Annotated in this window: 11 protein-coding genes; 4 read left to right on the forward strand and 7 right to left on the reverse strand. The window is 50.2% G+C overall.

The features are described 5' to 3' along the window. Positions 1-278: 278 nt before the first annotated feature. The gene (locus BO53_RS0104465) at positions 279-1,514 is read right to left on the reverse strand and encodes a helix-turn-helix domain-containing protein (protein ID WP_031545878.1); all 1,236 of its coding nucleotides are present in this window, start codon (positions 1,512-1,514) and stop codon (positions 279-281) included. Positions 1,515-1,624: 110 nt separating this feature from the next. On the opposite strand from BO53_RS0104465, the gene BO53_RS0104470 reads away from it, so the two are divergent. Continuing rightward, a complete protein-coding gene (locus tag BO53_RS0104470) occupies positions 1,625-2,983 on the forward strand; it encodes an MFS transporter (RefSeq protein WP_051683008.1) in 1,359 nt (452 codons plus the stop codon). A gap of 112 nt (positions 2,984-3,095) precedes the next feature. Here BO53_RS0104470 and BO53_RS0104475 read toward each other — a convergent pair whose 3' ends face one another. From BO53_RS0104475 to BO53_RS0104495, 5 genes are all read right to left on the reverse strand, one after another. Next, positions 3,096-4,001 (reverse strand): Cof-type HAD-IIB family hydrolase, encoded by a 906-nt coding sequence (locus tag BO53_RS0104475; RefSeq protein WP_031545885.1) that lies wholly within the window; start codon positions 3,999-4,001, stop codon positions 3,096-3,098. Positions 4,002-4,064: 63 nt separating this feature from the next. Next, positions 4,065-4,523, reverse strand: a complete 459-nt coding sequence (tadA, locus tag BO53_RS0104480; RefSeq protein ID WP_031545887.1) for a tRNA adenosine(34) deaminase TadA — start codon at positions 4,521-4,523, stop codon at positions 4,065-4,067. After that, a complete protein-coding gene (locus BO53_RS0104485; RefSeq protein WP_031545890.1) occupies positions 4,523-5,233 on the reverse strand; it encodes an HAD family hydrolase in 711 nt (236 codons plus the stop codon). Before BO53_RS0104485 ends, tadA begins: the two co-directional genes overlap by 1 nt. Positions 5,234-5,277: 44 nt before the next feature. Continuing rightward, positions 5,278-6,219: an L-threonine 3-dehydrogenase gene (locus BO53_RS0104490; protein WP_031545892.1), complete on the reverse strand. Its 942-nt coding sequence runs from the start codon at positions 6,217-6,219 to the stop codon at positions 5,278-5,280. 16 nt (positions 6,220-6,235) lie between these two features. Then, the gene (locus tag BO53_RS0104495; protein ID WP_031545895.1) at positions 6,236-7,426 is read right to left on the reverse strand and encodes a glycine C-acetyltransferase; all 1,191 of its coding nucleotides are present in this window, start codon (positions 7,424-7,426) and stop codon (positions 6,236-6,238) included. A gap of 136 nt (positions 7,427-7,562) precedes the next feature. On the opposite strand from BO53_RS0104495, the gene BO53_RS0104500 reads away from it, so the two are divergent. Genes BO53_RS0104500 through BO53_RS0104510 form a run of 3 tightly spaced genes read left to right on the forward strand, consistent with a single transcriptional unit; the run spans position 7,563 to position 11,086 of the window. Continuing rightward, positions 7,563-8,741: a M20 metallopeptidase family protein gene (locus BO53_RS0104500; protein WP_031545897.1), complete on the forward strand. Its 1,179-nt coding sequence runs from the start codon at positions 7,563-7,565 to the stop codon at positions 8,739-8,741. Further along, the gene (locus tag BO53_RS0104505; RefSeq protein ID WP_031545900.1) at positions 8,726-9,913 is read left to right on the forward strand and encodes an amidohydrolase; all 1,188 of its coding nucleotides are present in this window, start codon (positions 8,726-8,728) and stop codon (positions 9,911-9,913) included. The genes BO53_RS0104500 and BO53_RS0104505 overlap by 16 nt, the downstream gene beginning before the upstream one ends. Further along, the gene (locus tag BO53_RS0104510; RefSeq protein ID WP_031545902.1) at positions 9,914-11,086 is read left to right on the forward strand and encodes a M20 metallopeptidase family protein; all 1,173 of its coding nucleotides are present in this window, start codon (positions 9,914-9,916) and stop codon (positions 11,084-11,086) included. A 132-nt stretch (positions 11,087-11,218) separates the two neighbouring features. Here the strand turns inward: BO53_RS0104510 and tuf are convergent, their stop codons facing one another. Continuing rightward, a complete protein-coding gene (tuf, locus tag BO53_RS0104515) occupies positions 11,219-12,406 on the reverse strand; it encodes an elongation factor Tu (protein ID WP_031545905.1) in 1,188 nt (395 codons plus the stop codon). Positions 12,407-12,448 lie beyond the last annotated feature (42 nt).

The following is a 12,448-nucleotide window of genomic DNA, read 5'->3' on the forward strand; positions in this document are numbered from 1 at the left end:
TCCGACCGCAGCACTCCGTCTCCATTGAGGAAAGGCTGCCCCCATCCAGGACCCTTCTGCCGGGTGGATCCCGACGCAAAGTCCGCGTTTGAAAATGTGATATCGCTGATGTATTGTCCACCATTGAATCCCCTCCATTTTACACACTTTACTTTTCAAAACTACCCAAAACTGCAGGCTGAAAAACAATTCCGTGCCGCCGCGGCCATGAAGGAAGGGCTTTTTGATGATCAGCCAACCTTTTTATGTCACGTTTATTTTTATCCATCCACCTGCTTTTACTCAAAAATGATATCCCGGATCATATTGAACTCCTTAGTGAAGACGGAACGCTTTATATCCTCAATCGTCGCTTCTATATTACTGAATGCTTCACGTGCCCGGGTTTTTTCACCCAAATAGTATAGGCTTAAAGGATAGACGCATGAACGTGTTGCCATGATGATCCGGTCTATCGGGTGCTGGGCGGCCGAACGGATGTACATCCCTTCTTTATAGTTCTCCACTACCGTCCCGTAGTCCTTCTTGAAATAGGCCATTTCGAGCAGGAACAGAGGATGGTAGAATGCCATGTTGCTGGAGTGTATCGTACCATCTTCATGATGGCCCTCAACCTTCCTGATGTATGCCTCATACAGGCCGGCACGCTGCTTTGTGTCTTCCGTCAGTACATAAAAGACCGTGATGGGATGGCCTTCATCAACCAGTTCGAGCTCATACTTTTCCTGTCTGTTGAATTGGAGATATCGCTTCAGCCGCTCCTCATACTCCCCATGCTTTTCCATCTCCCCTTCAAGCCCGTAGTAGTAGCCGAGGATCATATTGGCCGAAAAGAAGTATTTGAAGTTCTCCATATCATAGGACAACTCGATGACTCTGTTGGCGAGCAGGACGCATTCCCCCATATCGACCAGGACGGAAAAGATTGCTTTGAGGTATACGTATTCCAATTCGAGGTGCGGGTCATATGTCTTGAATTCTGTAACTTCCGCCTCGCATTCGACCAGCCTGTTGTAGGCTTCCCTATAATCCTGGCTGTACATTAGGGATATGGCATCGTTCAGCCTGTTTCTGACGACGAGATGCTCTATTCCGATGCTTCTGTAGAACTTCGCAATCTTATCTGTGTATTCATCCGCAATGTCGTGCTCACCTTTATACCTGTAGTAGATGCGGATGATATTGTACAGGTCCATCCCCTTGCTGCTTTGTGAAACCCGGTCCAGGTACGGCAGTATGTTGTCTTCAATATGTCTGAAGGGAAAGGAGAAGTAATGGCTGAAGTCGGATTCGGCCAACATCTGCCTTGTCCACTCCTCATCTCCCTCGCGGGTGAGGTAGCCGATGGAGACATCAAGTTTTTTTGCAATATGTGACAGGGTCTCCATGGATGGCTTCGACTTGTCATTCTCTATAAGGCTCAGCATACCCTTGGTGATCTTGTCGCCTGCCAGATCCACCAGTGTCATATTCCGTTCTTTCCGCAGCTGTCTGATCCGTTTTCCCAAAGTCATGATCTCATCTCCATAATATTATAGTTTAATTATATTAAACTTTTAGTTGACAAGCAATATTTTCAGCATTATAATAAGTTTAATTAAATTAAACAAGCGGGGTGGGGGAAATGCTTTTTGATAAAAAGTTGCCCATGCAGGAACGTCTCAATTTTGTCGTCTATGCCCTGAGCCGGTTCATTCTGAGTGTCGGAAAGTATGTCTATCTGTTTGCTGTGAGCTACTACATCATGTACGAAACGGGGTCCGCACTCTACTTCTCAATCAACATGGCCATCAGCATTGTCGTAACTGTCATCCTGCTTCCATTTTCCGGCGTATTAAGTGATTTCGGAAATAAAAGGAAGATCATCATTACGGGCGAAATCATGAACGCCCTCGTCATCCTTGGCCTTTTCATCTACACGATGGTCCATGATATCAACTTGATGGCCATCTATCTCGTCACATTCCTGACTTCCATGATCGAGCCATTCGTATCCAACACTTTCCAGACCGCCATCACCGAGCTTTTCCATAAGGAAAGGATCCAGAAGGTGATGGGCTATACTTCCGCCATCCTCTCTTCAACGGTCATCCTCGGCCCTATCCTTGGCGGCGCCCTGTTCGGACTGTTGAGCTTCCCGCACATCATCATGCTTTTCCTCATCGCCTATATCATTTCCGCTTCCCTCGATTTTCTTCTGGATTTCAAGCTCTACTACACCGAAGCGGATTATGCAGAGGGCACCCGGGAAGAGGGCGCGAGGAGCAGGTTCAAGCGTGACATCAGCCAGGGCTTCAATTTCATCGCCGACAATAGAGTATTCAAATCCCTCCTGCTCATTGCCGCCCTGATCAACTTCATGGCCGGCGTCATTACTATCTTCCCTGAGAAGATGATGATCCATGAACTATCCTTCCAGCCCGAAACCGTCGGCATCGTCAATGCCATCGGAGGTCTCGGTGTACTTGCAGGTGGAGTCGCAGTTGCCAGAATCAAGCGGCTTGATAATCCGTTTCTGCTCATGAAAAGAGGACTGTTTGCATTTGCCGCCCTGGTTGTGGTCTACCTTCTGCCCCTCTACTTTGGCGGGGGCATCGTGTCGCTTGTCCTGATCATCGGAGGTATCGGCATCAGCGTCGCCATGGCACTCCAGTTCATCAATATACCAATTAACCTCTTCATCCAGCTCGTCACCCCCCAGCATATCAAGGGACGGGTATTTTCGACTATGAGCCTCTGTTCCATGAGCATCATGCCGGTCGGTGCCATCTTTTATGGATTCCTCTATGATTTTGAACTCTACTGGATCATCAACATCGTCAGTGCGATTCTGATGGTCTCAGTAGTGCGCATCTTCTTCAACGAAAACCTCATCGCCAAATCGAAAAGTATGTATGCTGCTGCCAAGAATGAGTCTGAGGAGTTGGATGATGAGTCAACAGAAGAAGGAATTCAATCTGGAGCCACCCCCCAAAGCATATAGGAAATAGCAAAATGCCCGCTTCCATATAAGGAAACGGGCATTTTTGATGTTGGTACTATGAGGTCAATTGCCACTTTATCCAGTGGCGGCTGAAGATTTCTCCAGCTATACTCTATGATTCTGACAAGTCCCCGGCCTGGGCTTCCTGCTTCTCTTCAAGTGAATGAAGCGCCTCTTCAATGGCCAGGGCGACACCATCTTCGATGTTGGTCGCCGTCACCTTGTCCGCGATGCCTTTGACTTCCGAAGCTGCATTGCCCATGGCAACTGCTGTGCCGACACGTTTGAGCATGGAGATGTCGTTCAGGTTATCGCCGACTGCCATCACATCCTTCATATCGATGCCCATGATTTCTGCGATGTGGGCCAGAGCAATCCCCTTCTGCGCATTTTCATGCGTCAGCTCGATGTTGCCCGCCGAGGATGAAGATACGGCGAGATTACCGATTTCATACAGCTCATTCTTGGCACGTACGAGCTTTGCCCTGCTCGATGACGAAGCAAGCAGCTTCAATACATTTTCGTCTTCACTCTCGAATATCGATCGATAGTCGTCCGTCTCTATCAGTGTTCCGCGTTCGAGCCTCTCTTCCATAAAGTTCCTGATCCGTTCTTCACTCGCAAGGTGTCCCATCTGGCCTGCAAGGTCCATGAAGATCTCTATGTCCCGCTCGACACTCGATGTATATATTGCACGATCCGTATAGACCTGATAAAAGATGTCCTCCGCACGGAATACATCTGATACTTTATGGATCAGCTCTGTATTCAATGCATTGGTGGACAGGATCTCATGCGATTCATTGCGTACTTCGGCACCATTCAGGCAGATGTACGGCAAAGGTGTCTCCAGTTCCCTGATGATGCCATGTGCTTCGTAGAATGCACGTCCTGTGGCTACGACAACCTGTATACCGCGTTCCATCGCTTTATTGATCGCCTCCATGTTACGGCGACTGATATCGTGATTGGGACCAAGCAGGGTCCCATCCATATCCAATGCGATTAGTTTGACCATAGGCCTTCCAAAACTCCCTCTATTATTTTTAATTCCATTCTATCAGAAAATTAAATCATCTTGCTAATTTTTTCGCTTTTCCCTCAAAGCTCTAAAGAAAGATTTTAACATCTGGCTGCACTCCGTTTCCAGAACCCCGCCTGTCACTTCGGCCCTGTGGTTGAAACGGGGCTCCCCGAGCAGATGCATCAGACTGTCCACCGTACCACCCTTGGGGTCTTTCGCCCCATATACGACATGCGGGATGCGGCTCATTACGATGGCACCCGAACACATGACGCATGGCTCCAGGGTGACGTACATTGTACAGCCTTCAAGCCGCCACGATCCGATCGCCTCGCTGGCCCGGTTGATTGCAATGACCTCTGCATGCGTCAACGGGTTCTGTGAGGTCTCCCTCAAGTTGTGGCCAGTGGCGATGACCGCACCTTCATGGACGATGACCGCACCGATCGGCACTTCTCCAAGGGCTTCAGCCTTCTTAGCTTCCGCAATGGCCAGCTTCATATATTCCTCATGCATCACTCCTGCCCACCTTCAGCCAGGATGAAACGTCCGTCCTCAATGATCTCGGTCACACTATCCAGTATGATGTCGGCACCCTCCATATCCTGTCTGCGGCTGGTACCGCTGAGCACCCCGATGGTGCGCAGCCCCTCTTCATAGCCGAGCATGGTGTCGGTCCGGTTGTCCCCGACCATCACCATCTCATCAAGGGCATAGTCATACTTCTTGAACAGAGGATTCAAAATGCGTATATCCGGCTTGTGGAACTCCGAGTCGTCCCCCGCCACCACTTCGTGCACGACGTTTTCCAGGGAGAACTTGCGGACGAAATATTCGGTCGAAAGACGGCTGTCACTCGTTACGATGATGTTTTTATAGCCATCAGCCGCCAGATGATGCAGCACATCTTCTGCGCCTTCTATCATTTCCATGCTGTCACGCAGCGAGTCGAGGTTCTCTTCGTAGAAGGACTTCATCCACTCGCCGGCGCCCCTCTGGTAGCGTTCGAAATAATTTTGGATCGTCTCGCCCGTACCGCTGGCGAGTATGGAGTTTGGTGCAATTTCTCCATTGATCAGACCCAGCCTGTGGGCCAGCTCGTCCTTTATGTCATGGCGGTCGAACTTCTGTGCAAATGCTTCAATCGAGCGTTTTGCATAAGGTGTCCATACTTTATGATAGTCCATCAGTGTCCCGTCTTTATCAAATAGAATTACACGCGTCATTTTGCCTCCCGGTTAGAAAAATAAGAAGGCAAAGTGCCTTCTTATTACTTATTTCGTATCGCTTCCAGCATGACTTCAGTCATCTTTTCAAGATCGTACCGGGGATCGAATCCCCACTGGCGCTTTGCTTCTGTGGAATCTATCGCATTCGGCCAGCTTTCTGCAATCCCCTGGCGTACGGGATCCACATCATAGTCCAGTTCGAAGTCGGGAATATGTTTCCTGATTTCGTTTGCGACCATCTCCGGATTGATGCTCATGGCACTGACGTTGAATGCATTGCGGTCCGTCAGCTGTGCAGGATCCGCTTCCATCAATTTGATGATCGCATCGATCGCATCGTCCATATACATCATATCCATGTTCGTGCTCTTGCCGATGAATGATGTATATCTGCCGCTTCTTAAGGCTTCAAAATAAATTTCCACAGCGTAGTCCGTCGTACCGCCGCCCGGTTCCTTGACATGGGATATGAGCCCTGGAAATCTCACGCCCCGCGTATCCACACCAAACTTCTCATGGTAGTAGTCGCACAGCAGCTCGCCTGCAACCTTGTTCACTCCGTACATGGTCGTCGGACGCTGGATTGTGACCTGTGGCGTATTCTCCTTCGGTGTCGAAGGGCCGAAGGCTCCGATTGAGCTCGGCGTGAAGAACTTCAAGTCGAATTCCCGGGCCGTCTCCAGTGCGTTCATCAGACCGCCCATATTGATCTCCCATGCAAACTGTGGATTCTTTTCCGCAGTCGCGCTCAAAAGTGCCGCCATATGCATGATCGTATCCGGCTTGAATTCGGAAACCAGTTCCTTCATCCGCTCCTGGTCCCTGACATCCAGGATCTCGAATGGTTTCCCCTTCAGATTCTCATCCTCAGGCGGCTTTATATCTGTCGGCAATACATTCTCTTCCCCATACTTTTCCCTTAGTTTCAGGGTGAGCTCCGTGCCGATCTGGCCGAGTGCACCCGTTATAATAATTCGTTCCATTGCTGTACTCCTTAATTTATGAGATTACATTCAGTTCCTTGCCGATCTTTTCGTACACTTCGAGCGCTTCATCGAGCATCTCTTTCGTATGTGCTGCTGTCGGCATGTTCCTTACCCTGCCGGCACCTTTCGGAACTGTTGGGAAGACGATGGATTTTGCATATACACCCTCTTCCATCAGACGTTTTGAAAACTCCTGTGTCGTCTTCTCATCCCCGATGATGCAAGGTGTAATCGGTGTTTCAGAGTTGCCGATATCAAAGCCGAGCTTCCTCAGCCCTGCTTTCAGGTAATCTCCATTCTCCCACACTTTGTCATGCAGTTCGGTGGAGGCCATCAGCATGCGCACCGCTTCGGTGATTGCACGTGTATCCCCCGGAGTCAATGATGTGGAGAACAGGAATGGACGCGCCGCCACTTTCAGGTAGTCGACCAGGTCCTGGCTGCCCGCGACATATCCGCCGACTACGCCGATTGCTTTGGACAGTGTGCCCATCTGGATATCGACATCCTTTTCGAGGCCGAAGTGCTTCACTGTGCCGGCACCTTTGCCCATGACACCTGAACCATGTGCGTCATCGACATATGTGATCAGGTCGAATTCCTTTGCGATATCGACGATTTCAGGCAGCAGAGCAACATCCCCGTCCATGGAGAAGACGCCGTCCGTGATGTACATGACTTTCCTGTACTGGCCGGATTCCACCGCTTCCTTCGCCTTCCTGCGGAGGTCCTCCATATCGGAGTGGTTTACGCGGATGATCTTCGCACGGGACAGGCGGCAACCATCGATGATGGATGCGTGATTCAGCTCATCAGAGAGGATCGCATCCTCCTTGCCCATCACGGCCTGTATGGCAGCCATGTTGCAGTTGAAGCCGGACTGGAATGCGACTGCGGCTTCCGTCCCCTTGAATTCAGCCAGCGTATCCTCCAGTTCCACATGCAGGTCGAGCGTCCCGTTGATTGTACGTACAGCACCTGCTCCAACCCCATGGGAGTCGATTGCTTCCTTCGCCACCTTCTTCAGTGTTTCGTCTGTCGCCAGACCCAGATAGTTGTTGGAAGACAGGTTGATCAATTTTTTCCCCTCAATCGTAATTTCCGGGCCATTGGCACCTTCTACGACATTGATCTCATTATAAAGTCCGTTTTCCTTCAATTCCTGCAGATTCGATGCAAGATACTCGTCCAAAATTTTAGACATTGTCAATCTCCTCCTCTTTCCCATATCATATCACAAGTGGAACACCTCTTAGAATTGAAAACATGGGTTTTATTATGTTTATAAAAGTGCGAAAATTTGATAAAATTATGTAATATAATTTATGGAGGCGAATCACATGACGATAGATGAAATTGCAAAAACCATACTTCCGGATATGGTGGAAAACAGAAGATATATGCATATGCATCCTGAAGTTTCATTTCACGAACAGGAGACCTATGGATACATACTGGAACGCCTGAAACGCTACCCCGGCATCACAATCCGGGAAGGGGTCGGTGGCGGCGGCCTGCTTGCTACAATCGGCAGCGCTCCCCATCCACACATTGCCATCCGTGCAGACTTCGATGCACTGCCGATCCAGGATGAAAAGGATGTCCCATACAAATCGACGGTCGATGGTGTGATGCACGCCTGCGGACACGATGCCCACACGAGTACACTGCTCGGATTGCTGGAGCTTGTATACAGAAACCGCGACCGTCTCAAAGGCAGTGTCTCATTCATCTTCCAGTTTGCCGAAGAAGTACAGCCCGGCGGTGCAATTTCCATGGTGGAGGACGGTGTGCTTGATGGCATCGACAAGGTCTATGGCCAGCACTACTGGAGCCAGTACCCGACACACCAGATCAGGACGAAGCCCGGCCCTGTCATCTCGAGCCCCGACATGTTCACGATCCGTATACAGGGCAAGGGGGGGCATGCAGCCCAGCCCCACAATGCAGTCGACCCGGTCGTAATTGCCGCGGAACTCATCACAAACCTGCAGACTGCTGTATCGAGACAAGTCTCACCGCTTGATAATGCGGTCGTCACTGTCGGCAAAGTGCGTGCCGGTGATGCTTTCAATGTCATACCAGATTCTGCAGAGCTCGTAGGCACGGTAAGGACATTCGAACATGCCGTAAAGGAGAAGATCAGGGACATCTTCCACCAGGAAGCCCACCTTACCGCTGAAAAGCGTGGGGCCACAGCAGAAGTGGACTATAGCTTCGGCTATCCGGCAGTCGTCAACCACGAGCCGGAAGCCGCAGTGATTCAACAGGCGGCGGAAGAGATCGGCCTCGACTTCGAGGAGGCGAAGCCACTGATGATCGGAGAGGACTTCTCCTACTACATCAATGAACGTCCCGGTGCCTTCTTCTTCACCGGTTCGGGGAATGCAGAGAAACTGAGCGACTATGTGCACCATCATCCGAAATTCGACATGGACGAAACGGCCATGGAAAGTGGCCTGTCCATGTTCATGAAAATACTTGAGATCGAGCAGGTGATCGAATGGAAACAGAAATGATAGAACGCCTGACGCACATCCACTACAATGAAATGGTGCGTCTGCGCCGGCATTTTCATATGTATCCTGAACTCTCATTCCATGAGGTCCAGACGCCTGCATATATCGCCGAATATCTGCGGGAACTCGGCCTCGATGTCCAGGAAGGCGTCGGCGGCCGCGGTGTTGTCGGCAGGCTGATCATCGATCCTGCCCTTCCCACTGTAGCACTGCGTGCCGATTTCGATGCTCTGCCCATCCAGGACCAGAAGGATGTTCCGTACAAGTCCACTGTCCCCGGCGTCATGCATGCGTGCGGACACGATGCCCACACTGCTGTTCTGCTCACTGTGGCGCGCATCCTCTCTGAGAATAAAGACCAGTTGAAGGGAAATGTTGTCTTCATCCACCAGCACGCGGAAGAGGTCGATCCCGGAGGCGCCATACAGATGATTGCTGACGGCTGCTTGGAGGACGTCGATGTCATTTTCGGCCAGCATGTCACAAGCAGTCTGGATGTCGGTACCATCGGCTATAAATACGGTACGGCAACGGGCATGCCGGATGATTTCACCATAAAGATATATGGACGCGGGGGACATGCCTCAAAACCGCATGCCGCTGTCGATCCTGTGGCGGCGGCAATCTCCTTCTGCAATCAGCTGCAGTACGTCGTCACCCGAAAATCGAAGCCGATGGAGCCCGTCGTCCTCTCCATCACAATGTTCAACGGTGGCCATCAGCATAACATCATCCCGGACGAGGTCGAAGTCGGAGGGACCATCCGCACCTTCAATGCCGAGACGCAGAATGTCATGATCACAGAGCTGAAGAAGTGCCTGGAGGGGCTGGTCACCACTACCGGCATCTCATATGATCTCGATTACATGAAGGGCTATCCGCCTGTGGTGAACACGACGGACGAAACGGACCTTGTACTGGCGGCGGCAAAGCAGGTCTCCACCGTGAAGGAGGTCCAGGAGCTGGAGCCCGACCTTGGTGGCGAGGACTTCTCCTACTACCTGCAACGGGTGCCCGGCACATTCTACTATACAGGGACACGGAACCCCAACTTCAAAGCGGACTACCCCCACCATCATGGCAAATTCGACATTGATGAAAAAGGCCTGACGAATGCAGTATCCGTCATGCTGACGTCCGTATTCAACTATCTGGAAAAGGAGTCTTTTTGAATGATGGATCTGACAAACGAAATAGAAAAGTATTATGAGGACATGGTGGCCATACGCCGCCATATGCACATGCACCCTGAAGTATCATTTGAAGAGGAGAATACGAAGCGGTATATATATGAACAAATCAAGGATCTTGGTTTTGATGTCCGGCAGGATGTCGGCGGCAATGGCATCGTCGCACGTCTCCACGTAAATGACGACTACGAGACGGTTGGTTTACGCGCCGACTTCGATGCCCTGCCGATCCAGGATGAGAAGGATGTCCCCTACGCATCAACCGTCCCCGGCGTGATGCATGCATGTGGCCATGATGCCCATACAGCGATGCTGATCACAGCGGCACGCATACTTGCAGCACACAGGGAGGAGCTGAAGGTCAATGTCGTGTTCATCCACCAGCATGCCGAGGAGCTGCTGCCGGGAGGCGCAAAGGCCATGGTTGAGGACGGTGCCCTTGAAGGTGTGGATTATGTATTCGGCACCCACGTTTCAAGCCTCTACCCTGTGGGCACTCTGTCATATACCTACGACTATGCATTCGCAAGTGCGGATGCATTCTCCATCGAAATCGAAGGGCGGGGCGGCCATGGGGCAGAACCTCATGAAGCCATTGATCCAATTGTTGCGGCCGCTTCCCTCATCCAGCAGATGCAGTCCATCGTCTCAAGAACTGTCGATCCATTGAAGTCCGCCGTTGTCACCGTGGCGACCTTCAATGGCGGGTCTTCATTCAACGTCATCCCGAATACCACTGAAGTCAGTGGTACAATCAGAACATTCGAGAAGGAAGTCAAAGAGGTCGTCCAGCAGCGCATCGAGGGCATCGTCCGCGGAGTGGAATCGAGCTTTGACGTCAAATGCAACCTCAACTATACCGAGGGCTATCCTGCACTGCTCAATGACAACGAACAGCTTGACTACACTTTGAATGCGTTGAAGGATGCCAACTATGTAAACTCATGTGAAGAAAACCCACCATCCATGGGAGGAGAGGACTTTTCATATTTCCTGCAGAACAGGCCTGGCTGCTACTTCTACACAGGTGTACGAAACAGTGAAGTCGGCGCAGACCAGCCCCATCACCATCCATTGTTCGATATTGATGAACGTGGCATGAAGGCTGGTGTGGAATCCCTCGTGAAAATAGTGCTTGGCTTTGGAAAAAAGTAGAACGAAGACAGCACCATAATTTAACCCCCTCGAAATTACAGATTTTGTATTTAATCTGTTCACCTCGACGGGGTTTTATATGTAATATAAAAGGAGCCAGGGAAACCCGGCTCCTTTATTCAAAAGTATTGCTTATTTCAGGATGTCTGTTACAACGCCTGATCCAACAGTACGTCCACCTTCACGGATGGAGAAACGTGTACCGTCTTCGATAGCGATTGGAGAAATGAGTTGAACTGTCATTTCAATGTTGTCGCCAGGCATAACCATTTCAGTACCTTCAGGAAGGTTGACTACACCAGTTACGTCCGTAGTACGGAAGTAGAACTGTGGACGGTAGTTGTTGAAGAATGGAGTGTGACGTCCACCTTCTTCTTTTGAAAGAACATAAACTTCTGCTTTGAACTCAGTGTGTGGAGTGATGGATCCAGGCGCAGCAAGTACTTGGCCACGTTGGATGTCTTCACGTGCTACACCACGGAGAAGCGCACCGATGTTGTCGCCAGCTTCAGCGTAGTCAAGAAGCTTACGGAACATTTCAACACCTGTAACAGTTGTTTTGGAGGACTCTTCAGCAAGACCGATGATTTCAACTTCGTCACCGACTTTGATTTGTCCACGGTCAACACGACCTGTAGCAACTGTACCACGGCCAGTGATGGAGAATACGTCCTCTACTGGCATCATGAATGGCTTGTCAGAGTCACGTTCTGGAGTTGGGATGTACTCATCCACAGCTTCCATCAGTTCGAGAATTTTATCTTCATAAGCTTCGTCGCCTTCAAGTGCTTTGAGGGCAGAACCAGCGATTACTGGGATGTCGTCGCCAGGGAAGTCATATTCGGAAAGAAGTTCACGTACTTCCATTTCTACGAGCTCAAGAAGCTCTTCGTCGTCTACCATGTCAACTTTGTTGAGGAATACAACAAGCGCAGGTACGCCAACGTTTTTAGAGAGCAGGATGTGCTCACGAGTTTGTGGCATTGGACCGTCTGCTGCAGAAACAACGAGGATACCGCCGTCCATTTGAGCTGCACCAGTGATCATGTTTTTAACGTAGTCAGCGTGTCCTGGGCAGTCAACGTGCGCATAGTGACGCTTTTCAGTTTCATACTCGATGTGGGAAGTGTTGATTGTGATTCCACGTTCTTTTTCTTCTGGTGCATTGTCGATCATGTCATAGCTCTGAGCTTCACCTGGACCTCTTTTAGCAAGAACAGTCGCGATAGCAGCTGTCAGAGTTGTTTTACCATGGTCAACGTGACCAATTGTACCAATATTGGCATGTGTTTTGGAACGGTCGAATTTTTCTTTTGCCATTTCGTATACCTCTCCTTAAATAAAGTAATTGTTTGGTTTATA

This window comes from Salinicoccus luteus DSM 17002 (assembly GCF_000712035.1).
Taxonomy (GTDB): Bacteria; Bacillota; Bacilli; order Staphylococcales; family Salinicoccaceae; genus Salinicoccus; species Salinicoccus luteus.

What these genes read in the sequence shown, in the direction of transcription:
- BO53_RS0104465 (WP_031545878.1), bottom strand. Translation starts at nt 1,514, where the DNA reads ATGACTTTGGGAAAACGGATCAGACAGCTGCGGAAAGAACGGAATATG.
- BO53_RS0104470 (WP_051683008.1), top strand. Translation starts at nt 1,625, where the DNA reads ATGCTTTTTGATAAAAAGTTGCCCATGCAGGAACGTCTCAATTTTGTC.
- BO53_RS0104475 (WP_031545885.1), bottom strand. Translation starts at nt 4,001, where the DNA reads ATGGTCAAACTAATCGCATTGGATATGGATGGGACCCTGCTTGGTCCC.
- tadA (WP_031545887.1), bottom strand. Translation starts at nt 4,523, where the DNA reads ATGCATGAGGAATATATGAAGCTGGCCATTGCGGAAGCTAAGAAGGCT.
- BO53_RS0104485 (WP_031545890.1), bottom strand. Translation starts at nt 5,233, where the DNA reads ATGACGCGTGTAATTCTATTTGATAAAGACGGGACACTGATGGACTAT.
- BO53_RS0104490 (WP_031545892.1), bottom strand. Translation starts at nt 6,219, where the DNA reads ATGGAACGAATTATTATAACGGGTGCACTCGGCCAGATCGGCACGGAG.
- BO53_RS0104495 (WP_031545895.1), bottom strand. Translation starts at nt 7,426, where the DNA reads ATGTCTAAAATTTTGGACGAGTATCTTGCATCGAATCTGCAGGAATTG.
- BO53_RS0104500 (WP_031545897.1), top strand. Translation starts at nt 7,563, where the DNA reads ATGACGATAGATGAAATTGCAAAAACCATACTTCCGGATATGGTGGAA.
- BO53_RS0104505 (WP_031545900.1), top strand. Translation starts at nt 8,726, where the DNA reads ATGGAAACAGAAATGATAGAACGCCTGACGCACATCCACTACAATGAA.
- BO53_RS0104510 (WP_031545902.1), top strand. Translation starts at nt 9,914, where the DNA reads ATGATGGATCTGACAAACGAAATAGAAAAGTATTATGAGGACATGGTG.
- tuf (WP_031545905.1), bottom strand. Translation starts at nt 12,406, where the DNA reads ATGGCAAAAGAAAAATTCGACCGTTCCAAAACACATGCCAATATTGGT.